24 protein-coding genes and 1 pseudogene are annotated in these 24,706 nt (G+C 63.7%); 19 read left to right on the top strand and 6 right to left on the bottom strand.

The features are described 5' to 3' along the window. Positions 1-80 precede the first annotated feature (80 nt). The gene (dacB, locus tag OC537_RS03915; protein WP_262109566.1) at positions 81-1,514 is read left to right on the top strand and encodes a D-alanyl-D-alanine carboxypeptidase/D-alanyl-D-alanine-endopeptidase; all 1,434 of its coding nucleotides are present in this window, start codon (positions 81-83) and stop codon (positions 1,512-1,514) included. A 454-nt stretch (positions 1,515-1,968) separates the two neighbouring features. After that, a complete protein-coding gene (locus OC537_RS03910; protein ID WP_010674029.1) occupies positions 1,969-2,226 on the top strand; it encodes a GrxA family glutaredoxin in 258 nt (85 codons plus the stop codon). Between the two features lie 62 nt (positions 2,227-2,288). Here the strand turns inward: OC537_RS03910 and OC537_RS03905 are convergent, their stop codons facing one another. Further along, entirely contained in the window at positions 2,289-2,498 is a 210-nt protein-coding gene (locus tag OC537_RS03905; RefSeq protein ID WP_226169575.1) for a DUF1653 domain-containing protein, read from the bottom strand. Positions 2,499-2,857: 359 nt separating this feature from the next. Here OC537_RS03905 and OC537_RS03900 point away from each other — a divergent pair, with 359 nt between their 5' ends. Then, on the top strand, positions 2,858-4,072 hold the full coding sequence (locus OC537_RS03900) for a pyridoxal phosphate-dependent aminotransferase (RefSeq protein ID WP_106887201.1): 1,215 nt from the start codon (positions 2,858-2,860) through the stop codon (positions 4,070-4,072). Positions 4,073-4,125: 53 nt separating this feature from the next. Here OC537_RS03900 and OC537_RS03895 read toward each other — a convergent pair whose 3' ends face one another. After that, positions 4,126-5,601 carry a YfcC family protein gene (locus tag OC537_RS03895; protein WP_262109562.1) on the bottom strand — a complete coding sequence of 492 codons (1,476 nt, stop codon included), beginning with the start codon at positions 5,599-5,601 and terminating at the stop codon, positions 4,126-4,128. A gap of 161 nt (positions 5,602-5,762) precedes the next feature. Beyond that, entirely contained in the window at positions 5,763-6,956 is a 1,194-nt protein-coding gene (gene fabV, locus OC537_RS03890; protein ID WP_106887202.1) for an enoyl-ACP reductase FabV, read from the bottom strand. 298 nt (positions 6,957-7,254) lie between these two features. Here fabV and OC537_RS03885 point away from each other — a divergent pair, with 298 nt between their 5' ends. The 3 genes and pseudogenes from OC537_RS03885 (at position 7,255) to OC537_RS03875 (ending at position 9,331) form a co-directional block, all read left to right on the top strand. Next, positions 7,255-7,710: a DUF4124 domain-containing protein gene (locus OC537_RS03885; protein WP_171275853.1), complete on the top strand. Its 456-nt coding sequence runs from the start codon at positions 7,255-7,257 to the stop codon at positions 7,708-7,710. Positions 7,711-8,017: 307 nt separating this feature from the next. Further along, positions 8,018-8,791, top strand: a pseudogene (locus OC537_RS03880) (PAS domain-containing protein); the annotation flags it as partial. Between the two features lie 6 nt (positions 8,792-8,797). Further along, complete coding sequence (locus OC537_RS03875) at positions 8,798-9,331, top strand: methyl-accepting chemotaxis protein (RefSeq protein ID WP_262110552.1); 534 nt, start codon at positions 8,798-8,800, stop codon at positions 9,329-9,331. Between the two features lie 79 nt (positions 9,332-9,410). On the opposite strand, the gene OC537_RS03870 is transcribed toward OC537_RS03875, so the two are convergent. Then, positions 9,411-9,608: a hypothetical protein gene (locus OC537_RS03870; protein WP_111912429.1), complete on the bottom strand. Its 198-nt coding sequence runs from the start codon at positions 9,606-9,608 to the stop codon at positions 9,411-9,413. A 61-nt stretch (positions 9,609-9,669) separates the two neighbouring features. Next, positions 9,670-10,566: a DMT family transporter gene (locus OC537_RS03865; protein WP_262109555.1), complete on the bottom strand. Its 897-nt coding sequence runs from the start codon at positions 10,564-10,566 to the stop codon at positions 9,670-9,672. A 111-nt stretch (positions 10,567-10,677) separates the two neighbouring features. Here OC537_RS03865 and rsxA point away from each other — a divergent pair, with 111 nt between their 5' ends. From rsxA to gloA, 8 genes are all read left to right on the top strand, one after another. Further along, on the top strand, positions 10,678-11,259 hold the full coding sequence (gene rsxA / locus OC537_RS03860) for an electron transport complex subunit RsxA (RefSeq protein ID WP_106887207.1): 582 nt from the start codon (positions 10,678-10,680) through the stop codon (positions 11,257-11,259). A gap of 4 nt (positions 11,260-11,263) precedes the next feature. Continuing rightward, a complete protein-coding gene (rsxB, locus tag OC537_RS03855; protein WP_171275849.1) occupies positions 11,264-11,830 on the top strand; it encodes an electron transport complex subunit RsxB in 567 nt (188 codons plus the stop codon). 14 nt (positions 11,831-11,844) lie between these two features. Further along, positions 11,845-14,376 (top strand): electron transport complex subunit RsxC, encoded by a 2,532-nt coding sequence (gene rsxC, locus OC537_RS03850; protein WP_262109544.1) that lies wholly within the window; start codon positions 11,845-11,847, stop codon positions 14,374-14,376. Positions 14,377-14,379: 3 nt separating this feature from the next. Further along, positions 14,380-15,432: an electron transport complex subunit RsxD gene (rsxD, locus tag OC537_RS03845; protein WP_139744532.1), complete on the top strand. Its 1,053-nt coding sequence runs from the start codon at positions 14,380-14,382 to the stop codon at positions 15,430-15,432. 43 nt (positions 15,433-15,475) lie between these two features. Further along, positions 15,476-16,108, top strand: coding sequence for an electron transport complex subunit RsxG (rsxG, locus tag OC537_RS03840; protein WP_262109541.1), 633 nt, complete (start codon positions 15,476-15,478; stop codon positions 16,106-16,108). Between the two features lie 38 nt (positions 16,109-16,146). Continuing rightward, positions 16,147-16,905, top strand: a complete 759-nt coding sequence (locus OC537_RS03835) for an electron transport complex subunit E (RefSeq protein WP_025326537.1) — start codon at positions 16,147-16,149, stop codon at positions 16,903-16,905. 30 nt (positions 16,906-16,935) lie between these two features. Then, complete coding sequence (nth, locus tag OC537_RS03830; RefSeq protein WP_043129311.1) at positions 16,936-17,577, top strand: endonuclease III; 642 nt, start codon at positions 16,936-16,938, stop codon at positions 17,575-17,577. An 80-nt stretch (positions 17,578-17,657) separates the two neighbouring features. Continuing rightward, the gene (gene gloA / locus OC537_RS03825; protein ID WP_025326535.1) at positions 17,658-18,065 is read left to right on the top strand and encodes a lactoylglutathione lyase; all 408 of its coding nucleotides are present in this window, start codon (positions 17,658-17,660) and stop codon (positions 18,063-18,065) included. Between the two features lie 82 nt (positions 18,066-18,147). Here the strand turns inward: gloA and OC537_RS03820 are convergent, their stop codons facing one another. After that, positions 18,148-19,779 carry a methyl-accepting chemotaxis protein gene (locus OC537_RS03820; RefSeq protein ID WP_139744530.1) on the bottom strand — a complete coding sequence of 544 codons (1,632 nt, stop codon included), beginning with the start codon at positions 19,777-19,779 and terminating at the stop codon, positions 18,148-18,150. 336 nt (positions 19,780-20,115) lie between these two features. Here OC537_RS03820 and OC537_RS03815 point away from each other — a divergent pair, with 336 nt between their 5' ends. The 5 genes from OC537_RS03815 (at position 20,116) to OC537_RS03795 (ending at position 24,640) form a co-directional block, all read left to right on the top strand. Continuing rightward, positions 20,116-21,045: a ZIP family metal transporter gene (locus OC537_RS03815; RefSeq protein WP_111912419.1), complete on the top strand. Its 930-nt coding sequence runs from the start codon at positions 20,116-20,118 to the stop codon at positions 21,043-21,045. A 243-nt stretch (positions 21,046-21,288) separates the two neighbouring features. Beyond that, a complete protein-coding gene (locus OC537_RS03810) occupies positions 21,289-22,047 on the top strand; it encodes a substrate-binding periplasmic protein (RefSeq protein ID WP_262110551.1) in 759 nt (252 codons plus the stop codon). Between the two features lie 109 nt (positions 22,048-22,156). After that, a complete protein-coding gene (mtnN, locus tag OC537_RS03805; RefSeq protein WP_111912465.1) occupies positions 22,157-22,849 on the top strand; it encodes a 5'-methylthioadenosine/S-adenosylhomocysteine nucleosidase in 693 nt (230 codons plus the stop codon). 26 nt (positions 22,850-22,875) lie between these two features. Further along, positions 22,876-23,808: a cobalamin biosynthesis protein gene (locus OC537_RS03800; protein ID WP_262110550.1), complete on the top strand. Its 933-nt coding sequence runs from the start codon at positions 22,876-22,878 to the stop codon at positions 23,806-23,808. Continuing rightward, complete coding sequence (locus tag OC537_RS03795) at positions 23,801-24,640, top strand: cobalamin-binding protein (RefSeq protein ID WP_262109533.1); 840 nt, start codon at positions 23,801-23,803, stop codon at positions 24,638-24,640. Before OC537_RS03800 ends, OC537_RS03795 begins: the two co-directional genes overlap by 8 nt. The last annotated feature ends 66 nt before the right edge of the window (positions 24,641-24,706 follow it).

The raw sequence follows: 24,706 nt of genomic DNA, 5'->3' as shown, positions 1-24,706 counted from the left end.
GCGGGCAAATGACAGTCACTAGGTTTGATTATAAGGGGCGCATCGCACTGCCGGCGCCCTTCGTTCAGTTAGAGGATCTTATGCAGCGGTTGTTGATTGGTTTTTGTGCTCTCTTTTCCCTGGTGGCCCAGGCCACCCCGCTGACCCCGCCCAAGGGGGGCCAGTACGCCGTCATAGTCCAGGGCAACAGCGGGGTGGAATTTGCCCGTCACGCCGACGACATGATAGCCCCCGCCTCCACCATGAAGGTGCTGACCGCCCTGGCCGCCCGCCTCGAGCTCGGCGCCGACTTCCGTTTCGCCACCGAGATCCAGGCCCAGGCTGGCGCCAGACAAGGCAACACCATCAATGGCGACATCTGGATCAACTTCGTCGGCGACCCCACACTGTCGCGGATGGATCTGGTGGCCCTGTTCAAGCAGCTCGGGGTCACCCGCATCCAGGGCAATGTCTACGTCAACACCGGCGCCTACAACGGCTATGAGCGCGGTAACGGCTGGTCCTGGGGGGATCAGACCCTCTGCTTCGCAGCCCCCGTCTCAGCCGTCATCATCGACAAGAACTGCGCCTACGGCACCGTCACCGCCACCCAGATTGGCAGGCCTGCGGTGGGCAACGTCGCCACCGGCGTCCCCATCGGCATAGGTGCCGACAACGTGGAGGTGATGAGCTATGGCGACATGGCGCGTCAGTTCTGCGCCCTGGAAGTGGACATGGCCAAGGGCAACTTCTACGAACTCAAGGGCTGCATCACCCCGAACAAGGAGCCGCAGGGCCTGCGCTTTGCCATCCACGACGTGGAAGCCTGGGGCTGGGACAACATCCGCTGGGCCATGAACCGCGCCGGGATCAGCCACGACGGTCTGCTGCGGGTCACCCATCAGGCTCCGGTGAGCGCCGATACCCTGGCCACCCACTACTCGGTCTCCCTGCCGGTGATGCTCTCCAAGATGCTGAAGAAATCCGACAACCTCTACGCCGACACCTTCCTCAAAACCGTGGGCCGTCACTACTACAACAAGCCGGGCAGCTATCGCAGCGGCACCATGGCGGTGCGTGCCATCCTGACCAAGCATGGTATCGATCTGGGCAACGCCACCCTGGCCGACGGCTCCGGCCTCTCCGCCCACAACCTCATCAGCGCACGCCAGATGCTGTCAGTACTGAACTTCATCCAGAAGAACGATGCCGAGCTCGATTTCATCAAGCTGCTGCCGAGCTCCCAGGTGGACGGCACCCTGGCCTGGCGACGCAGCGTCACCGCCCCCATGATGAAGAACAAGGTGCACGCCAAGACGGGCACCATCACCGGCACCTCCAACCTGGCAGGCTTTATCGACACCGCCGGTGGCCAGCGCAAGGCCTTCGTGATGTTCCAGCGCGGCCTCTCCCAGGATCCGGCGACCCACGAGCGCTACCGCGCCAGCAAGGCCGCCTGGCCCTGGACAGTGTTCGAGAAGGGGGTGCTGGAGAGCATCTATCAGCAGCAACCCATCCAGATTGCCGAGCAGTAAGGCAGGCTTGAGTGGCGTGGCGCGCATCGCTCGGCAGCCACGAATCCAGAGTGCCGAGCAGTAAGGCAGGCTTGAGTGGCGCGGAGCGCATCGCTCAGCAGCCACGAATCCTGAGTGCCGAGCAGTAAGGCAGGCTTGAGTGGCGCGGAGCGCATCGCTCAGCAGCCACGAATCCTGAGTGCCGAGCAGTAAGGCAGGCTTGAGTGGCGCGGAGCGCATCGCTCGGCAGCCACGAATCCAGAGTGCCGAGATTGCCGAGCAATAGGGCAGGAATAGTTCGCCGCCGCCAATCCAGAATCCCGCGCCAGGTGCCGACCTCTGTGTCGGCACCTGGCCGGGGTGCAATCGAGCACGGCGAATGCGCGTATCGGTATTTTCAGCTTTGACTGGCCCAAAGCCGAGGCTATGCTGTCGCCAGCCTCGTCTCAACGGCCTTATCTAACGGAGAGAAAAGATGTTTGTAGAAATTTTTGGTCGCCCGGGTTGCCCCTATTGCGTTCGCGCCAAGCAGATTGCCGAGCAGCTGACCGAGGAGCGCGATGACTTCGAATTCCGCTATGTGGATATCAACGTCGCCGGGCTCACCAAGGACGATCTGGCCGCCAAGGCGGGCAAGCCCGTCACCACAGTGCCGCAGATCTTCCTGGACGAGCAGCACATCGGTGGCTGCACCGATTTCGAGGCCTATGCCAGAGCCAATCTGGGCCTGTAAGCCCGGTACCCACATGAAAAAGGCGCCTGGTGCGCCTTTTCTTATGGACCTTGATCACCCCCTCATGCCACAGGCGTGAAGCGGCTCACCACCTGCCCCTGATGCTCAATCCACTCCATGAACATGGTGACCGGGCGGGCATAGACCTGGCCATCCTGCTCGGATTGGTAGACAACCAGCTGTTCCTGGGTTTCGGTGTGCAGGGCCAGGGCGAGCACTTGATAGTAACCCCCCTTGAAGTGGCGGTAGCGACCGGTGGCGGGTGCGTGCATGAAGATCCTCGATGACAGGATGAAAGGACGCCCTGAGCTGCGCGTGCCCTTGGCCGGCAGCAGGGGTGGGAGCAGATTTTTACCCCAGCCAATCGTGCCAGATGGGATGGATAATTCAATACACTCTTGCTGCTTTATGAACCTCCCCCTCATCTTTCACTAGTCTCTCGCGAGACAGGCAAACGATCCTGCTGAATTTAACAGACTGGCAACCCTGTTTCAGGGGTAAATATCAGGGATTTATTCCATAAATTAGATTGTTCTAGCATTCAATTCTGTGAAGAATAGGGGTAGAGAAATTTGATACTAAAAAAAGCTTTTCTGCCAACGCGCCCCCAGGGGAAGGAATCACGCTCACCATGTTCACTATCGACAAGTCGCACAAGCTCGACGATGTCTGCTATGACATTCGCGGCCCGGTGCATAAAGAGGCCCGCCGTCTCGAGGACGAAGGCCACCGCATCATCAAGCTCAACATCGGCAACCCGGCCCCGTTCGGTTTCGATGCGCCTGAAGAGATCATCAAGGATGTGATCCTCAACATGCCCCAGAGCCAGGGCTACTGCGACTCCAAGGGGCTCTTCTCGGCCCGCAAGGCGGTGATGCAGTACTACCAGCAAAAGGGGATGCGCAAGGTCGACATCGACGACATCTACATCGGCAATGGCGCCAGCGAGCTCATCGTGATGGCCATGCAGGCGCTGCTCAACAACGGCGACGAGATGCTGGTGCCCTCCCCCGACTACCCGCTCTGGACCGCCGCCGTCACCCTCTCCGGTGGTCATGCGGTGCACTACCGCTGCGATGAAGGGGCCGACTGGCATCCGGATCTGGACGACATCCGCGCCCGCATCACCCCGCGCACCCGCGGCCTGGTGCTGATCAACCCGAACAACCCGACCGGCGCCGTCTACGGCAGCGAATTCCAGCTGGAGCTGATCGAGATCGCCCGCCAGCACAACCTCATCATCTTCGCCGACGAGATCTACGACAAGATCCTCTACGACGACATCTCCCACACCAGCGTCTGCACCCAGTGTGACGATGTGATGGTGGTGACCTTCAACGGCCTCTCCAAGGCCTACCGCGCCTGCGGCTTCCGTCAGGGCTGGATGGTCATCACCGGGCCCAAGGGCCGTGCCAGGGGCTACATCGAAGGGCTGGAGATGCTGGCCTCCATGCGGCTCTGTGCCAACGTGCCCATGCAGCACGCCATCCAGACTGCGCTGGGTGGCTATCAGAGCATCAACGAGCTGATCCTGCCGGGTGGCCGCCTGCGCCGCCAGCGGGACAAGGCGTGGGAGCTATTGAACGAGATCCCCGGCGTCTCCTGCGTCAAGCCAAAGGGGGCGCTTTACATGTTCCCGCGCCTCGACCCCAAGGTGTACGACATTCGCGACGACCAGAAGATGGTGTTCGATCTGCTGCAGCAAGAGAAGCTCTTGCTGGTGCAGGGCACCGGCTTCAACTGGCCGGCACCGGATCACTTCCGGCTGGTGTTCCTGCCCCGGGAAGAGGAGCTGGAAGAGGCCATAGGCCGCCTCGCCCGCTTCCTCAAGGGCTACAAGCAGTAAGCAAGGCTCATGAAAAAGGCTCCCTCGGGAGCCTTTTTGCTGTCTGTCGTTTTTCAGCCGGGGAGCAGGGTACCGGCCACCAGCACCCCCATGGTGATGAGGGCCACGCCGATGATAAAGGGCAGCACCCAGCGCACGAAGCGATCGTAGGGGATCCTGGCGAGCGCCAGCCCCGCCACCAGATGAGCGGCGGTGGGAGCGAACAGGTTGATCCAGCCGGAGGCGGACTGATAGGCGGTGATCACCAGATCCCGGGAGATGCCGGAGAAGTCCGCCAGCGGCCCCATCAGCGGCATGGAGACGGTCGCCAGCCCCGAGGTGGAGGGAATAAAAAAGCTAAGAATGATGTGCACCAGATAGGCCATCAGGATGAAGACCGACGAGGAGAGTCCGGTCACCAGTCCCTCGGCCCAGTGCAATATGGTGTCTATGATGACGCCCTGCTCCATCACCACATAGATGCCGCGCGCCACCGCCACCACCAGGGCCACCCCGATGAGATCCCGCGCCCCGTTGAGGAAGGTCGCCACGTAGTTGGATTCGGGCATCCGGTTGATGATCGCAATCAGGATGGAGGCGCTGAAGAAGAGGGTGGAGAGCTCGTCGAACCACCAGCCAAAGGTGGGCAGCAGATCTATGCCCAGATCCGACCAGGGCACCACCGCATAGATCATCAGCAGGAAGGTGCCGAAGAAGACCAGCATGGTGAGCTTCTGCTTGCCGCTGAAGGCAAGATTGCTGCTCTTCATCTGGGAGAATTCGTCGTCATAGACGATGTCGGCCAGCACGGAGCGGGATTTGTCCTGCTGCACCTGCTTGGCATAGCGCATCACGAACCAGGAGGCGAAGATCACCAGCAGCAGCCACTGGATGACCCGCAGGCCAATCCCCTCCCCGATGGGAATGCCGGCAAAACCGGAGGCGATGCCGGTGGCAAAGGGGTTGACGGTGGAGGCGAGTACCCCGACCCCGGAGCCGAGCAGGATGATCCCCGCCGCCACCATGCGATCGAAGCCCGCCGCCATCATGACAGGCACTATGAGCGCCCAGAAGGCCACCGTCTCCTCCGCCATGCCGAAGGTGGATCCGCCGAGGGCAAACAGGGCGATCAGCACCGGGATCAGCAGTCGCTCGCGCCCGGCGAAGGCGCGCACTATGGCTCCCACCCCGGCATCGAGCGCCCCGCTCTGCATGGTCACCGCCAGAAAGCCGCCGATGATGAGCACGAAGAGCGCCACGTCGGCCGCCTTGTGAAAGCCCTGGATCGGTGCCTTGAGTACCTCGAATACCCCCTGGGGCTGGGAGGGCAGCTCTGTGTAGCTGCCGGGCACCGGCAGCAGCCGCTCGTCGCCGCTGTAGTCGGCCACGGCCGCCGCCGCAACCGGCTGCTGGGTCTTGGCGGTGACATAGTTGTACTTGCCCGCCGGCAGCACCCAGGTGAGGGCCGCCATCAGGGCGATGATGATGAAAAGCAGGGTATAGACAGTGGGGAGTTGGCGCTTCTTGGGCGCCTCGTTTGGAGTGGTCATGGCTTCCCTTCCTCGGCAATGCCGTCAATGTTCCGATCAGCGCAAGCCTAGCGGGTTTGATAGTGATAAAAGGTGATCGCGGATAATAAACCTGCGGCAACAGCTTGAATGAGCTGCAAAAAAACAGGGCCCCGCAGGGCCCTGTTGTCACGCTGTCAGGCTCAGAGCTCGACCACGTCGAAGGTCACGTCCGGATTCACATCCGCATCGTAATCCACCTCGTCCAGACCGAAACCGAACAGGCGCAGGAACTCCTGCTTGTAGCCGGCGTAGTCGGTGAGCTCAGAGAGGTTCTCGGTGGTGATGGAGGGCCAGAGATCGCGGCAGGTCTGCTGCACGTCTTCACGCAGCTCCCAGTCATCCATGCGGATGCGGGCCTGCTCGTCCAGCGCCATGTCGGAAGCGTAGAGACGGGTGCGCAGCATGCGATCCACCTGCTCCATGCAGCCTTCGTGGATGCCCTTCTCCTTCATGATCTTGAAGGCCATGGAGATATAGAGCGGCATCACCGGAATGGCAGAGGAAGCCTGGGTCACCACGGATTTCAGCACGGCCACGTGGGCGGTGCCGCCCTTGGCAGCCAGATCGCCACGGATGGCGGTGGCGGCGCGGTCCAGATCTTCCTTGGCGCGACCCAGGGTGCCATGCCAGTAGATAGGCCAGGTCAGGTCGGTGCCTATGTAGGAGTAAGCCACGGACTTCGCGCCGTCGGCCAGCACGCCCGCATCACGCAAGGCTCCCATCCACAGCTCCCAGTCCTGACCGCCCATCACGGTGATGGTGCTCTGGATCTCTTCCTCGTTCGCCGGCTCGACTGTGGCGGTAATGATCTGATCCTTGTTGGTGTCGATGGCGGTGGAGGTGTAGACCTCGCCGATGGGTTTGAGGGCAGAGCGCACCACTTCGCCGGTATCCGGCATCTTGCGCACCGGAGAGGCCAGGGAGTAGACCACCAGATCGATTTGACCCAGATCCTGCTTGATGAGCTCGATCACCTTGGCGCGGCACTCGTGGGAGAAGGCATCGCCGTTGACGCTCTTGGCGTAGAGACCGGCCTCTTTGGCGGCCTTGTCGAAGGCGGCGGAGTTGTACCAGCCGGCGGAGCCCGTCTTGGTCTCGGAGCTCGGCTTTTCGAAGAAGACGCCAATGGTGGCGGCGCCGCTACCGAAGGCAGTGGCAATCCGGGAGGCCAGACCATAACCGGTGGAGGCGCCGATCACCAGTACCTTCTTGGGACCATTCTCGATGGTGCCCTTGGCCTGGGTGTAAGCAATCTGGCGACGAACATTGGCTTCACAACCGACCGGGTGAGTGGTGGTGCAGATAAAGCCGCGAACCTTGGGTTTGATAATCATAGGGGTCTCGGATCCGTTAAATGGATGAAATCGGGGCATAAGATACCTCATTGTGGCCCGCTATGGTGCTCTGATGTGTTGAACTGCGGGGAAAACCGGCCAAAATCCCGCCGTTTGTCGCCACAGTCCACACCCCATATGCCGATCGCCCGATCCCGGCGGGGGCACGAGGGAGCCCGGACGAGTGGCGACACGACAGGGGAAAGGGCCGGATCCATACTGGCGGCGTCGATAGTGGCTGATTGTCTGGTCAGGGCCTCTGTACTACTGTGCAAAGAGAGGATTCAAGGAGGAGTCTATGTCACCCGTGCTGATCATCTCGCTTGGCTGTCTGGTTGCCGTCACAGCCCCGGTCGTCCGTGCCGATGTCTATCAATGTACCCGCAACGGCCAGGTCACCTTCAGCGACATTCCCTGCAGCAGTGACGCCAAGCCGCTGCCACTCAATATCTACACCCCCTCCCCCGAGGAGGTCGAGAGGGCCACCAGACAGACCCGGGAGATCGAAGAGAACCTGGCCAGCGGCCAGAAGCAGCGCCAGATAGACGCGCTTCGCGCCGAGATGGAGACAAAGAAACAGCAGATGAGCCGTGAAATAGCCGGTGACAACAACGAACAGAGGGCGACGACGACAGAGACGAGCGATCTCGAGGGCAGCGTACGCTCTCCCAGGAGGCAGGCCGTGGCGCGCCAATACCAGAACGAGATGGAGGCGCTGAACAAGAAGATAAACACCCTCCAGCAGTCAAAATAATCCCCTCCCCCTGCCCTGTGCACAGGCCCGTCTTTCACCGGATGGGCTCACTGCCCGCACTGTGACACCAAAAAGTAACACAATCGTCAGTGCCAACAGGGTCACCCCCATGCCACTATCAGGTCTGGCTGTTCGCCAGTATCCGGCCAGGAGCAATCTTCGTTAGAAACCTGATTGAGGGAGAAAAATTCATCAGGATTGAAATTAAATATTCAAAAAGTTGATTCGGAGTCGATGAAGCTTCATCAGGCAGCAATGCTATTGTTAATTCACTCAGATTACTGTCGGTCTGTCATTCAAGGGTCTCATGGAGGAGCTCCGTATGTTCTGGAATCACAAAGCAAGCAAGGAAGCGAGTGAACAGGTGGCGAAGATGGCGGAGCTGGGTGCTTTCGAGCAGGCCATCCAGTCCCAGGTGCCTTTCATCCTGTTTACCCCGGCGGGCATGGTCACCTTCGTCAACGACCTCTTCCTGAAGATCGTGGGCTTTCAACGTGAGGAGGTAATTGGCAAGCACCACAGTGCGCTCTGCTTCCCCGAGGACGTCAAGACCCGTGATTACGAGAGCCTGTGGCAGGATCTGCGCGGCGGTATCTCCCGCAACGGCCGCTTCATCCGCCAGTCAAAGTCGGGCAAGGCTATCTGGCTGGAGGCTACCTATTTCCCCATCATGATCGATGGCAAGGTGGCGCGCGTCGCCAAGGTTGCCTCGGACGTGACCCAGCAGCAGTCCTCCCTGGAGCGCACCCAGGCCCTGCTGGCGGCGCTCGACAAGTCGCTGGCGGTGATCGATTTCCAGCCGGACGGCACCGTCATCACCGCCAACCAGAACTTCCTCCACTGCTTCGGCTACCGGCTGGAGGAGGTGGTCGGCAAACACCACCGCCAGTTCTGCGATCCGGAGTTCTACCAGAAAAACCCCAACTTCTGGCGCGATCTCGGCTCGGGGGACATCAAGTCCGGGCTCTTCATGCGCCTTGGCAACCGCGGGGAGAAGATCTGGCTGGAGGCGACCTACAACCCCATCTTCAACCACGAGGGCAAGGTGGTCAAAATCATCAAGCTGGCGAGCGACATCACTGAGCGGGTGGAAAAATCCATCTCCACCCGGGAGGCGGCCCAGAAGGCCTGCGCCATCGCCAGCGAAACCGTCGCCAGTGCCGCCAAGGGGCGCGAGGTGATCGACAAGGTGCTGGAGACCTCCTCCCACATCAACACCTCGGTCAACGAGGTGAGCAAACAGATAGATCTGCTCAATCAGCAATCCAAGAGCATAGAGTCCATCATCTCCACCATCAGCGGCATCGCGGATCAGACCAACCTGCTGGCACTCAATGCCGCCATAGAGGCGGCCAGGGCCGGCGAGCAGGGCCGGGGGTTTGCGGTGGTCGCCGACGAGGTGAGGCAGCTTGCCGCCAGAACCTCGACCTCCACCAACGAGATCGTCTCCGTCATCAAGCACAACTCCGACATCACCTCCAAGATCACCCAGACCGTCTCCGTCGTCTCAGGCAAGGCGGTGGCGGGGCAGGATCAGGCCAACATCATCGCCGACGTCATCAAGGAGATCATCGAAGACGCCAACTCCGTCTCGGACACCGTCAAGAGTCTCTCCATCTGAGGCCAAGGTGAGCCATCCAATAACAACGCGGGGCCAGGCCCCGCGTTGTTTTTTGTCATCCAGGAGGCTTGAAGAGGCGTCAATCCTCCCCCTGCAGATAGCGCCTCGCCTCCTCGTCGGCCTGACCCAGGGCCAGCTCCCACAACTCGGCGATGCACAGCCCCTCCTCCCCCACCGCCGCTTCCTCCAGGGCCTCCAGGGCCCTGGCATCGGCCAGGGTAAAAGGGTGGTGGCTCAGCAAGGTCTTGGCCTCGGCCAACAAGTTCATGTCGCTCATGGTGTGGCTCCTTCATGGCCAGCATAGGTCCCTGTCCAGACTGTAGCCGATCGGGGGGAAGTCAACTCTGGGCGGCGGCGCTGCGCACCCAGTGTTTGCCCACGGGCAACTGACCGACCCCGATGCCGGCCAGCACGGCGGCGCAGGCAACCCATTGCAAGGCACCCAGCGTCTCCCCCAGCAGCAGATAGGCGAGCAGCAGGGTAAAGACAGGGATGAGGTTCACGTAGGCGGCCGCCAGGGTCACCTTTACCTGAGTCACCGACCAGTTGTAGAGCAGGTAAGCGCCGAGCGTCACGAAGGCGCCGAGGAAGAGGATGACCCCTATGTCCTGCCAGTCCCAGTCCGCGGGCCAGGGGGCACTGAAGGCAAAGGGGGCGAAGAACAGAGTGCCGACGAAAGCCTGCAGGGCGGTCAGGGTCATGACGCCGTAGCGGCTGGAGAGCTTCTTGAATACCACCGAATAGGTGGCGGCGCAGAGCATGGCCCCCATCTCCAGGCTGTTGCCGAGCAGAGCGTTGAGGGCGAACTCATCCGCCCCCTCGGCCAGCCCCAGCAGGGCGATGCCGCAGATGGCGATGGCAAAACCCAGCAGCTGGCGGCGGCTCACCCGCTCCCTCAGCAACACGAAAGCCACCAGGGCCACCATCAGGGGCAGCAGCGCACAGACCATGCCCGCCTGTCCGGCACTGGTGTAGCGCAGGGCGTTGACCTCCAGCAGGAAATAGAGGCAGGGCTCCAGGGCGCCCATCAGGGCCAGCCAGCGCCAATCCCCCTTCTGGTAGCTGAACCGGCCAAGCTGGCGGTAGCAAAGCAGCCAGCAGCAGGAGGCCACCAACATCCGCATGAAGAGCACCTGGCCGAAGGACCAGACCTCCAGCACATGTTTGAGGGCGATGAAGGAGCTGGACCAGAGCAGCATGGCCAGGGTGAGGGTCAGTATGGGTAGCGGGCGCACAATGCCTCCATGAATTGGGCCCCCGAATAATAACCATACGGCCTTGCGGTTGTCTAAAGGCACCTAACATCAGATAATACCGCCGCCTTCACACCGGAAAACCCATCGTCAATGACTGAGTACCTGCTTTTACTGGTCAGTACCGTGCTGATCAACAACTTCGTGCTGGTGAAGTTTCTCGGCCTCTGCCCCTTCATGGGCGTCTCTGGCAAGCTGGAAACCGCCATCGGCATGGGACTGGCCACCACCTTCGTGATGACGCTCGCCAGCGCCTGCTCCTATCTGATGGAGCACTATATCCTGATTCCGCTGGACATCGCCTACCTGCGCACCCTGGGCTTCATCCTGGTGATCGCCGTGGTGGTGCAGTTCACCGAGATGGTGATCCGCAAGAGCAGCCCGACCCTCTATCGCCTGCTCGGCATCTTCCTGCCCCTCATCACCACCAACTGTGCCGTGCTGGGCGTCGCGCTGCTGAGCATCAACGAGCGCCACAACTTCATCCAGAGCATCATCTACGGCTTCGGGGCTGCCTGCGGTTTCTCGCTGGTGCTGATCCTGTTTGCCGCCATGCGTGAGCGTCTGGTGGCCGCCGACGTGCCCACCCCCTTTCGCGGCGTCTCCATCGCCATGGTCACCGCCGGCCTGATGTCGCTGGCCTTCATGGGCTTTACCGGCCTCATCAAGATATAGCGCTATGACTCACATACTCTTTGCCATTCTGGTGCTGGCCCTGCTGGCCCTCTCCTTCGGCATCATTCTGGGCTATGCCGCCGTCAAGTTTCATGTGCAGGCCGACCCCATAGTCGACCAGCTCGATGCCCTGCTGCCCCAGACCCAGTGCGGCCAGTGCGGCTACCCGGGCTGCAAGCCCTACGCCGAGGCGCTGGCCAACGGCGATCAGATCAACAAGTGCGTGCCCGGTGGCGATGCCACCATGCGCAAGATAGCGGATCTGATGGGGGTCGAGCCCCAGCCGCTGGACGGTGGCGACGAAGCGGCCGCCCCCGTCAAGAAGGTCGCCTTCATTCACGAGGACATGTGCATAGGTTGCACCAAGTGCATCCAGGCCTGCCCGGTCGATGCCATCCTGGGCGCCACCAAGGCGATGCACACCGTCATCGCGTCCGAGTGCACGGGGTGCGATCTCTGCGTCGACCCCTGCCCGACCGACTGTATCGAGATGATCCCGGTGCCGACCACGGTCGACAACTGGAAATGGGATCTGGCCAAGGTCGCCATTCCGGTCAAGATAGTGGAATAAACAGCGGAGTAACCATGCAGCATCTGCTAGAACGCATCAAAGCCGGCACCCTCTGGGATTTTCACGGTGGCATTCATCCTCCCGAGAACAAGCACCAGTCCAGCCTGACCCCCGTCGTGGACGCGGGTCTGCCCCCCCAGCTCATCATACCGGTGCGCCAGCACGCGGGTCCGGCCGGCGAACTGCTGGTGCGGGTGGGCGACAGGGTCAAGAAGGGTCAACCCCTGACCCGTCACGACAAGGGGCGCATAGTGCCGGTGCACGCCTCCACCTCGGGCACTGTCACCGCCATCGAACAACACACGGTGGCGCACCCCTCGGGCCTTGACGATCTCTGCGTCATCCTGACCCCGGACGGGGAAGATGCCTGGTGCGAGCGCAACCCCCAACCCGACTACTGGAATCTGGAGCGGGGCGAACTGCTCGAGCGCATCCAGCAGGCGGGGGTCGCGGGGCTCGGCGGCGCCGTCTTCCCGACCCACAGCAAGCTCGATGGCCGCGGCCAGCTCACCGAGATCCTGATCGTCAACGGCCTGGAGTGCGAACCCTACATCACCACAGATGATCGCCTGATGCAGGAGTATGCCGACGAGATCATGGACGGCATACGGGTGCTCAAGCACCTGCTCAAGCCCAAGCTGACCCTGATCGGGGTGGAAGACAACAAGCCGGCGGCCATCGATGCCCTGACCCGCCATGCCACAGACCCGGATGTGCTGGTCAAGTCGGTGCCGACCAAGTACCCCTCCGGCGGTGCCAAGCAGACCATAGAGTTGCTCACCGGACGCCAGGTACCCAAGGGGGGCCGGGCGGTCGACATGGGCATCATGGTGCTCAACGTCGCCACCGTCTTTGCCATCAAGCGCGCCATCATAGACGGCGAGCCGCTCATCTCGCGCATCGTCACCCTCACAGGGGATGCCTTCAAGCAGCCGGGCAATGCCTGGGTGCGGCTCGGCACGCCGGTACGCTGGCTGCTGCAACGCTTCGAGCTTCAGCCGGAGGCGGATCAGCGGGTCATCATGGGGGGCCCCATGATGGGCTTCACCCTGCCCCATGCCATGGTGCCCGTGGTCAAGGCCACCAACTGCCTGCTCTCCCCCACCCGGGCCGAGCTGCCGCCCCCCGGCCCCGAACAGGCCTGCATCCGTTGCAGTGCCTGTGCCGACGCCTGCCCCGCCAACCTGCTGCCCCAGGAGCTCTACTGGTACAGCCGGGTCAAGGAGTATGACAAGGCCGAGAAGCTCAACCTCTTTGACTGCATCGAGTGCGGGGCCTGCGCCTGGGTCTGCCCGAGCGAGATCCCCCTGGTGCAGTACTACAAGATTGCCAAGGATGACATCCGCGAGGTCCGTACCGAGGCCGAGAAGGCGGAGCGCGCCAAGCAGCGCTTCGAGGCCAAGCAGGCCCGCTTCGAGCGGGACAAAGCCGCGCGGGAGGCTCGCCACGCCGAGGCGGCGGCCCAGCGTCGCCAGGCCATGGCCGCGGCAGGGGGGGATGATCCCGTCGCCGCCGCCCTGGCCCGCCTCAAGGCCAAGCAGGAGGCCGCCAGCGCAGAAACACAGCCGGACAGCGCCGCCATGATGGCCGCCCGCGAGGCGCGCAAGCAGGAGGCGCTGGCGCGCCGCGCCGCCAAGGCGGTCGAGACCGCACAGCCGGATGATGCCGGCACAGCTGTGGTTGCCGAAGCCGATCCCAAGAAGGCGGCCATTGCCGCCGCCCTGGCTCGTGCCAAGGCCAAGAAAGCCGCCCAGGCTGCCGGTGACGAGGCCAGCAACACAGCAGCCGCTCCGGGCGAGCCGGTGGCTGAGCCCGCTGCCGAGATCGATCCCAAGAAGGCAGCCATCGCCGCCGCCCTGGCTCGCGCCAAGGCCAAGAAAGCCGCCCAGGCTGCCGGTGACGAGATCACAAGCGACTCACCCGCTGCCCCAAGCGAGCCGCTGGCTGAACCCGCTGCCGAGGTCGACCCCAAGAAGGCAGCCATCGCCGCCGCCATAGCCCGCGCCAAGGCCAAGAAAGCTGCCCAGACCGCCGGTGACGAGGTCGCGCCCGACGCACCAGTCTCCTCAAGTGACGCTGTGAGCGACAAGCTGGCCGCCCCGAGCGAGCCGGTGGCTGAGCCCGCTGCCGAGGCCGATCCCAAGAAGGCAGCCATCGCCGCCGCCATCGCACGTGCCAAGGCCAAGAAAGCGGCCCAGACTGCCGGTGACGAGGTCGCGCCCGACGCACCAGTCTCCTCAAGCGAGGCCGCGAGCGAGCCGGTGGCTGAGCCCGCTGCCGAGAGCGATCCCAAGAAGGCCGCCATCGCCGCCGCCATAGCACGCGCCAAGGCCAAGAAAGCTGCCCAGACTGCCGGTGACGAGGTCGTATCCGACGCCTCAGTCTCCTCAAGTGACGCCCCGAGCGAGCCAGTGGCTGAGCCCGCCCCCGAGGTCGATCCCAAGAAGGCGGCCATCGCCGCCGCCATAGCACGCGCCAAGGCCAAGAAGCTGGCGGCCGACGCCGCGGCGAACACCTCTTCCCCTTCGACCGACAAGAGCCACTGATCCATGTTCAATCTCGCGAGTGCGCCCTTCGCCCATAACCGCAAACAGACCCAGACCCTGATGCTGCTGGTGATCCTGGCCTGTCTGCCCGGCTTCCTGGCCCAGACCTGGTTCTTCGGCTGGGGAACCCTGATCCAGACCCTGCTGGCCCTGGTGACGGCGCTGGGCTGCGAGGCCCTGGTCCTGCGCCTGCGTGGCCGCCCCGTCAAACCGGCCCTGCTGGACGGCAGCGCGGCCCTCACCGCCGTGCTGATCGGCCTCTCCCTGCCCCCCTTGCTGCCCTGGTGGATGCTGGTACTCGGCACCGCCTTTGCCATCATCATCGCCAAGCACCTCTATGGCGGGCTCGGTCAGAATCTGTTCAACCCGGCCATGGTGGCCTATGTGCTGCTGCTGGTCTCTTTCCCGGTCCAGATGACCAGCTGGCTGCCCCCCTCCAGCATCGCCGCCTACGGGGTCGACTTTGGGGACGCCGTCTCGGTGATCTTCACCGGCTTCAGCCTGGACGGTTACAGCCTGGCGCAGCTCAAGCAGGGGGTGGATGGCTTGACCATGGCCACCCCCCTCGACACCCTGAAGACGGGCCTGACCCAGGGGCTCACCGCCAGCGAGGTGATGACTCACGCCGTGTTCGAGGGCTGGGGCGGGATTGGCTGGAGCTGGGTCAACCTGTGCTACCTGCTGGGTGGCCTCTTCCTGTTGCAGCAGAAGGTGATCAACTGGCGCATTCCCACCGCCGTGCTGGGGGCTCTGCTGCTCTCGGCTACCCTGGGCTATCTGGCCACGCCGGACGCCACCGCCACCCCCATGCTGCACCTGTTCAGCGGCGCCACCATGCTGGGGGCCTTCTTCATCGCCACCGATCCGGTGAGCGCGAGCACCACGGCCAGGGGGCGCCTCATCTACGGCGTGCTGATCGGCGTGCTGGTCTACCTCATCCGCCGCTTTGGCGGCTACCCGGACGCCTTCGCCTTTGCCGTGTTGCTGGCCAACCTCTGCGTGCCGCTGATAGACAGCCTGACTCGCCCCAAGGTCTATGGGGATCGCCGCAAATGACTTCATCTTTGACTTCTCATACCCGCGGAACCGGAGCCACTACATGTTAAAGAGCATGCGCAAAAACGGCGTCACCCTGGCCCTGTTCGCCCTGGCCTGCACCGCCATGGTGGTGCTGACCAACGAGCTGACCCGGGATCGCATCGCCCACCAGCAACAGCTGGAGAAGCTGCGCACCCTGGAAGCCTTGCTGCCGGCGGGGAGCTATGACAACGATCTGGTGGCCAGCTGCCGGCTTGTCACCAGCCGCGAGTACCTGGGCAGCGATCAGCCCATGCCGCTCTATACCGCGACCCTCAAGGGGGTGCACACCGGCTATGCGCTGGAAACCGTGGCCCCCGACGGCTACAGTGGTGCCATTCGCATGGTGGTCGGCACAGATGCCAAGGGGGCCGTCAGCGCGGTGCGGGTGCTGGCCCACAAGGAAACCCCGGGTCTTGGGGACAAGATAGAGCTGAAAAAATCGAGCTGGATAGAGAGCTTCGTCGGCAAGTTCCTCACCAGGGAGAACGCGGCCAGCTGGGCGGTGAAGAAGGATGGCGGCGAATTCGACGCCTTCACCGGCGCCACCATCACCCCCCGCGCCGTGGTCAAGGCGGTGAAAAACCTGCTGCTGCTGCAACAGGAGCACCCCGATCTGCTGCAAGAGGCCCCCTCCTGTGACGCCACCCCCTAACACCGGAGCCCCCTATGGCACATACAACGGAACACGCAATGGAACAAGTTGACGTGATTGACGGCCAGAGCCCGGCCGAGGAAGGCAACAGCCGCCGCGAAGAGCTCAAGGAGCTGATGCTGCAGGGGCTGTGGAAGAACAACCCCTCCCTGGTGCAGGTGCTGGGGCTCTGCCCGACCCTGGCGGTCTCCTCCACCTTCACCAATGCCCTGGGGCTGGGTCTTGCGACCATGGTGGTGCTGATAAGCTCTAACCTGGCCATCTCCCTGGTGCGCAACTGGGTGCCCAAGGACATTCGCATCCCGGTCTACGTGATGATCATCGCGGCCCTGGTGACCAGCGTGCAGCTATTGATGAACGCCTACACCTATGGCCTCTATCAGGCGCTCGGCATCTTCATCGCGCTGATCGTCACCAACTGCGTCATCATAGGCCGGGCCGAGGCCTATGCCTCCAAGAACCCGCCCCTGCTGGCGGCCATCGACGGCTTTATGATGGGGCTGGGCTTCACCCTGGTGCTGCTGGTGCTGGGGGGGCTTAGGGAGATCATCGGTATGGGCACCCTGTTCGACGGCGCCGATCTGCTGCTGGGGGACTGGGCCAAGTCCCTGCGCATCGAGCTGTTCCATGCCGATGCCAGCCTGCTGCTGGCCATTTTGCCGCCGGGGGGCTTCATCGGCCTGGGCCTGCTCATCGCCGGCAAGAATGCCATCAACGACTGGATGGGCCGCAAACAGCGTGCCGACAAGGCACACTGCAGCCTGCCCGCAGCCGGTGCCCGCGCCACCCAGCTCTGAGGGCTGGCACCAAGACAGACATGAGACTCGATGAATAACCAAAAACGCAGAGAGATACTGGAGCGGTTGCGGGAGAACAACCCGCATCCCACCACTGAACTCAACTTCACCACGCCGTTCGAGCTGCTGATCGCCGTGCTGCTGTCGGCCCAGGCGACCGATGTCAGCGTCAACAAGGCCACCGACAAGCTCTATCCGGTGGCCAATACCCCAGCCGCCATGCTGGCTCTCGGGGTGGACGGCGTGAAGGAGTACATCAAGACCATAGGCCTGTTCAACACCAAGGCCGAGAACGTCATCAAGACCTGCGCCATCTTGCTGGAGCGCCACGGCGGCGAGGTGCCGGAGAACCGCGAGGCACTGGAAGCCCTGCCCGGGGTCGGTCGCAAGACCGCCAACGTGGTGCTCAACACGGCGTTTGGCTGGCCCACCATAGCGGTCGATACCCATATCTTCCGGGTGTCGAATCGCACCGGTTTCGCGGTGGGCAAGAATGTGGATCAGGTGGAGGAGAAACTGCTGAAAGTGGTGCCCGCCGAGTTCAAGCTGGATGTGCACCACTGGCTCATCCTGCACGGGCGCTACACCTGCCTGGCGCGCAAGCCACGCTGTGGCTCCTGTATCATCGAAGACCTGTGCGAGTACAAAGAAAAGGTCTACCCGGAGAGCTGATCGACTTCCTGTCCGTTCACTGCCTGACCTCAAGACCTAGATTGAAAGCAGTACCAATCACCAACCCGGAGAATTGAGCAATGAGAATTCTGCATACCATGCTGCGCGTCGGCGACCTGCAACGCTCCATCGACTTCTACACCCGCGTGCTGGGCATGACACTGCTGCGCAAGAGCGAGAACAGCGAATACAAGTACACCCTGGCCTTCGTCGGCTACGGTGACGAGAAGGACGAGGCCGTCATCGAGCTCACCTACAACTGGGGCGTGAGCGAGTACGAGCTGGGCTCTGCCTACGGTCACATCGCTCTGGAAGCGGACGACATCTATGGCACCTGCGACGCCCTGCGCGCCGCCGGCGCCAAGATCACCCGCGAGCCGGGACCGGTCAAGGGGGGCACCACTGTCATCGCCTTCGTGGAAGACCCGGACGGTTACAAGATTGAGCTGATCGCCAAGAAAGACACAGGAACCGGCCTCGGCGTCTGAGCCAGACCGACACCCTGGTGGTGACATAGCAAACGGGGCCCTGGGGCCCCGTTTTTGTTGGTACTCAGCCAGCCGTCCTGCATCAGGCGAGGCGGAAGCGGCCTATGGTCTGGCGCAGGCTCGCCGCCAGCTGACTCAGCTCCAGACAGGCGCGGGCGGTGTGATCGGCGCCGGTCGCCACCTCGTTGGAGGACTCGTTGATCCGCTCCACGTTGCGGCCGAGCTCGTCGGAGACCGCATCCTGCTCACCGCAGGCGCTGGCGATCTGGATCGCCATGTCGGCAATCTGGCCGACCGCCTCCTCGATCTGCTGGATCCCCGAGCTGGTCTGCTCGCTCTGGCTCACGCACTGGCGGATCATCTCGCAGCTCTGGCTTGTCACCGCCTTCGCCTGGTTGGCGCGGGCCTGCAGGGTTTCGATGATGGCGACAATCTCGCCGGTCGAGGCCTGGGTGCGGCCCGCAAGGGTGCGCACCTCATCGGCCACCACAGCAAAGCCGCGACCCTGTTCGCCGGCGCGGGCCGCCTCTATGGCGGCATTGAGCGCCAGCAGGTTGGTCTGATCGGCGATGCCGCGAATGACGTCCACCACCAGGTTGATCTGGGCCGATTCCCGCTCCAGCTCCGCCACCAGGGTGCCCGCCTGCTCCATCTCCTCGGCAACCCGGGTGATGGCCACCAGGGCGCCCTGCACATCCTGATTGCCGCGACGGGCCAGGGCATTGGCCGAGCTGGCGGATTCCGAGGCGACCTCGGTGTTACCCGCCACATCGGCCACCGTCGCCTTCATCTGGGCCATGGCGGTTGCCACCAGGGAGATCTCCTGCTGCTGGCTCTGGATCCCCTGGGCCGACTGCTCGGAGACGGCGCTCACCTCCTCGATGGCGGCCCCCAACTGGGTCACGGCGGCGACCACCTCCTCGATGAGCGCGCGCAGGTTGTCCTGCATCTTGAGGGAGGCACTGGCCAGCATGCCCAGTTCATCCTGCCCTATGTGCTGGCGATCCAGCCTGTGGGTCAAGTTCCCCTGCGCTATGGCGTTGGCCTGGGCTACCACGGCCTGCAGCGGCAGGCAGATCTGGCGCGTGAGGAACCAGGTCATCACCCCCATGAACAGCAGCAGGGCGCCGATGCTCACAGTGGCGAAGGTAGTCACCATGTTGACGCTGCCAAGCAGGCTGCCGCGGTTCTCCTGCACGAAGCCGAGGTTCACCTCCACCAGGGCGTTGACCCCCTGCTCCAGCTCGGTGTAGCTCCCGTTGGATTGGAACAGCGCGTCCCTGGCCTGCTCCTTGAGCCCCTGCACCAGCAGGCTGTCGACCCGGTTGACCGCGCTCAGGTAGTGCAGCCACTGCTGCTTGGCCCGGTTGAACACCTGGCGCTCGTGATCGGCCCCGACGGTGGCCTCATAGGCGCTCAGGGCGCGCTCCACCTTGGCCACGCTCTCCTGGATGCGGCCGCGACGGGCCTGCACATCGGCGGCGTCCTCGACCATCAGCAGGGCAAACTGGGCGCGGCGCACATAGGAGACGTCGTAGAGCAGGGTTTCCACCGAGATCACGCTCGGCAGGGTGGAGTCGGTGAAATTGAGCACCCGATCCCGAACTCCGCGCAGCTCGCTGGCGAGAAAAAGACCGAATATCACGTTGATGGCGGCGATAACCGCAAAGACCACGGCAATCTTCTTGCCGATGGAGAGGTTCTTGTAAGACATGTTGGCTGGTGATCCTCGACTGCTGATAAGCAGGTGCACAGTGGCGATCACATCCGTGTAAGCGGTGACCCGAGACTCCTGACGGGAAAATGAAACAATGCGAACGAGCGGGGAAGCGCGTTCGCAGGCGCGCACCCTATCACAGCTGCCGCCCTCGCTCATCCCTCTCGTGTTGCACAGGGCCATGTCGTTTGGCATGGGCCCGGGATACAAGAGCGACCGGATGACCACAAACTTGAGCCGATTGCCCCAATCGCCCCGCCATCATGGACAAACGGGAGGGCAGGTTATGTAATGGCCCTCTCGTCTCTCCCAACCACAGTCCCCCGAGGCCCCATGGATAACGCATCGACCCTCAGCCCCTCCTGGTCAGTCCAACTGCGCGAGCAGATACAGGAACGCCCCCTCATCGCCCTGGGACTGCTGCTCGCCCTGGCCGCCGTCCTGCTGCTCCTGTTGCAGAGCCTCATCATGCTGGCGGCCGGTGACATCAGTCCCGGGGTGCGTTATGGCCTCATCGGCGGCGTCGCGGGGTTTGCCGCCACGGCGCTCGGCGCCCTGCCCGCCCTGTTCCTGCGATCTGTCCCCCAGCGGGTGGAAGACGCCATGCTGGGCTTTGCCGCCGGCATGATGCTGGCGGCCAGCGCCTTCTCCCTGCTGCTGCCGGGGCTGGAGGCGGCCGAGGGGATCACCGGGGACGGCTTTCTCGCCGCCGCCGTGGTGGTGGCCGGCATGACCCTGGGGGTCTTGTTGATGCTGGGGCTGGATCAGTTCACCCCCCACGAGCACGACAAGACGGGCCCCTGCGGCCCCGGCCACGAGAGCTGCTCCCGGGTCTGGCTGTTCGTGTTTGCCATCGCCCTGCACAACCTGCCGGAGGGCATGGCCATCGGGGTCAGCTTCTCCCAGGGGGACATGGCAGTGGGGCTGCCGCTCACCACCGCCATCGCCCTGCAGGACATCCCCGAGGGACTGGCGGTGGCGCTCGCCATGTCCGCCGCCGGCTTTCGTCCCTCGGTCGCCGTGCTGGTGGCCATCGGCAGCGGCCTGCTGGAACCGCTCGGCGCCCTGCTCGGGGTCGGGCTCGCCAGCGGCATGGCCATTGCCTACCCCATAGGTCTGGGGCTCGCGGCCGGTGCCATGTTGTTCGTGGTCTCCCACGAGGTGATCCCCGAGACCCACCGCAACGGTCACCAGACCCATGCCACCCTGGGCCTGATGGCCGGTTTTGCCCTGATGATGACGCTGGATACGGCCTTGGGTTGATATGGGCTTGAGAGGCCGGGGCAGGATGCAAGCCGTCTTTTCCCACCCAGAGATCCCCGGACCAATCGCTACGGCCATCAGACCCATCTCCTCCCGGGCCTGATGGTCGGTTCGCTCCGATGATGACGCAAGATACGGCCCTGGGTTGATAACACGCTGATAAATAGCCTAATGTCTAGTTCCTTGCGTTCCTGATCCGGCTGATGATGGGTGCGCGTCGCCCCTATCGAGACCCTGCATGAGATGATCGTCCGGATGGCTCTGCTGCTTTGCCTGCTTGCCCCAGCCAGTGGGGCCGTCGCTGCCACCGAGGTTTACCACACGGCGGCGCAAGCCGATTCGGCCCCCAAGTACCTGACCCTGGCGGGAGGGAAGACAGGGGGGATCTGCGTCGATCTGTTCCGGCGGATGGAGGCGCGGGAGCCGGCCCTGCGCATCGCGGGGGATCAGAGCACCCTGCCCCTCAAGCGCCTGGAGAAGAAGGTGCGGCACGGCCAGCTGGATTTCATCTGCGGCGTGGGGGACAGCCCGGAGCGGCGCAGCCAGTTCGTCTATCTGCAACCCGCCATCTTCACGGTGCGCTATCACCTGGCGGTACGCAGCGACGATCCTGTCGAGATCCACCGCTGGGAGGACGTCAAGGCACTCGGTCAGCAGGGGATCATCCTCATCAATCACGGCAGCGGCGCCATCGCACGGCTCCAGGCCATCGGCGGCCTCATCATCGACAGCGGCGGGATCGGCAGCAAGGCCAACTACGACAAGCTGCTGATGAAGCGGGGGCGCTTTGTCTACTACCGCTCCCCGGGATTTGAATCCGATCTGCGCGAGCACGGGCTGGGGGAGCGGATCCGCATTCTCCCCACAGTGATGGAAGAGACCCCCTTCTACATACTGTTCCACCGCCGCACTACCCCAGAGCGGCTGGCGCTCTTTGCCAACACCTTGCAGCAGCTGGCCTTGAGCGGCGAGCTTGCCGCCCTGGTCGAGCACTACCACTGACGCAGGATATGCCCCGGCAGCCCCACAGGAATGCTCGGCGCCATCGCCAAGTTTTGTTATCATCCCCGCCAACTTTTCCGGCCCAGCGGCCACAGAGACGAGGTAGATGATGAAAGTAGGTATTATCGGCGCCATGGAGCAGGAAGTTGCCCTGCTGCGCAGCCAGCTGAGTGAACCCACCACCCTGCAACTGGGCGGCTGCGAGTTCTATCAGGGCCGTCTGGCCGGTAAAGAGGTGATCCTGACCCGCTCCGGCATCGGCAAGGTTGCCGCCAGCGTCGCCACCAGCCTGCTGCTGGAGAAATTTGCCCCCGATTGCGTCATCAACACCGGCTCCGCCGGCGGCTTCGCCCAGGATCTGCACATCGGGGACGTGGTCATCGCCAGCGAGATGCGTTTCCACGACGTGGACGTGACCGCCTTCGGTTACGAGATGGGTCAGATGGCCCAGCAGCCCGCCGCCTTCCCCTGCGATGACAAGCTCATCGCCCTGGCCCAGTCCTGCATCGCCGAGCAAGGCAAGCATCAGACCAAGGTCGGCCTCATCTGCACCGGTGATCAGTTTATGTGCAAGCCCGAGGCGATTGCGAAGGCCCGCGCCGACTTCCCGCAGATGCTGGCAGTCGAGATGGAAGGGGCCGCCATCGGCCAGGTATGCCACATGTTCAAGGTGCCCTATCTGGTGGTGCGTGCCATGTCCGACATTGCCGGCAAGGAGCAGGTGGAATCCTTCGATGCCTTCATCGAGGTGGCGGGTCAACACTCCGCCGAGGTGATCATGGCGCTGCTCGGCAAGCTGTGATCGACACCATCCCCTGGGACGCCCTGATGGCCGCCCTCGCCTCGACGACGGCGGCCATCATGGTAGGTGCCGCCCTGCTGGAGGCCCTGCTGCCCTGGCCCGCCCGTTTCAGGCCCGGCGCCACAGTGCCGCTGCTGACCCGCCTAGGCCACAAGGTGTATCGCCCGGACGGTTCCCCCAGTCAGCAACGCCAGGCGGGGCTGCTGGCCCTGCTGGTGGTCTGGGTGCCCTGCGCCGCCGGCCTCTGGGCGGTGCGCAATCTCTCCCTCTCCGAGCCCCTGTTCGACCTGCTGTTCCTGCTGCTGATGCTGGAATCACGCCCCCTGCGGGAGCTCGCCCAGGGGAGCCGCGCCCTGGCCACCCAGGAGACGCTGGTGGTGGCGAGGTTGCAGGCAGCAAGCTGGCTCAGACGAGAGACGGGCGCCCTGTCGGTGATGGGATTGAACAAGGCGGTGAGCGAGACCTGCGTGCTGCGCCTCGTGGGTCAGTGGGCCGGCCCCCTGCTGGGCTTTGCCCTCGCCGGGGTGCAAGGGGCCCTGCTCTGGCGTCTCGCCCAGCTGATGAATCAGGCCTGGAGCCCGAAACAGGCGGAGTTCGTCCACTTCGGCCGCGCCGCCAGTGCGCTCTATCAGGGGCTCTGCGCCCCCGCCATACTGCTGCTGGCGCTCCCCCTCGCACTGACCCGGTTGCGCCAGCTTGGGAGCAAGCTGCGCCTTGCCCTGCGCTGGCCCTATCCGGCCATGGGCGGCCTGCTCAGCCTGCTGGCGCAGAGCACGGGCTGCCGCCTAGGGGGCCCCCGCTACTATCAGGGCCAGCTGGTGCGCCTCCCGGTGTTTGACGAAGGCGTCGAACCCGACGCCACCCTGCCCCGGCGCCTGATCCATCGCCTGCTGCTGATCGGCTGGGGCTGGCTCGGGCTCTCGCTGCTCCTGACCCTGATGACGCTTCGCCATGGTTAACCTTATCCCCCTTCGCGCCCTGTGCCTCTTGCTGTGCCTGCTCGGCTGCCCCCTGTCCGGTGCGGCGGCCACCCCGCAGCGCATCATCAGCCTCACCCCCCATCTGACCGAGCTGCTGTACGACATAGGGGCCGGGGATCGCATAGTCGCGACCGACGATGCCTCCGATTTCCCCCCCGAGGTGGCGCCCCTGCCCCGGGTCGCCAACTACCGCAGCATCAACCTGGAGGCCCTGCTGGCCCAGAAGCCGGATCTGGTGGTGGCCTGGCGCTCGGCCCAGTCCCGCATGCTGGCCCCCGTCGAGAAGCTCGGCATTCCCGTCTTCTACTCGGAGCCCACCGACTTTGCCTCCCTGGCCACAGAGATGCGCAGCCTGGGGCGCCTGCTCGGCACCCGGCAGAAAGCCGACCAGCAGGCCGACGCCTATCTGGCCAGGCTCTATGCGCTGAAACAGCGTTACGGCAAGCCAAAGCCGGTCTCGGTCTTCTATCAGCTCTGGTATCCACCGCTGACCAGCGTCAATGATTCGACCTGGCCGGGCCACGCCATCAGGCTCTGTGGCGGCCGCAATATCATGGCGGATGCCAGCTCCCCCTACCCCCAGGTCGGGCTGGAGCAGGTGATCAAGGCCAATCCCGGGCTCATTCTGGCCGGCAGCCGGGATCCTGCCGTGCTGGCCCACTGGCGTCAGTGGTCCATGCTGGATGCCGTCAAGCAGCAGCGGCTCGTCCTCATCAACCCCGATGAGCTGCACCGCTTCACCCCGCGGGCCCTCAATGCGGTGGAGCAGCTGTGTGAGGCCATCGCCCGCAGCAAGCCGCCATCGGACTGAGGCCCAGGCTTCACATCGGGCGAGCCCTCCGATGGCTCGCCACAAGATATGGCATAAAATATGCTT

Origin of the sequence: Aeromonas sp. Marseille-Q5825, assembly GCF_946892685.1 — a bacterium.
Classification (GTDB): Bacteria; Pseudomonadota; Gammaproteobacteria; order Enterobacterales; family Aeromonadaceae; genus Aeromonas; species Aeromonas rivipollensis.
This window is presented reverse-complemented; position numbering and strand designations above follow the sequence as displayed.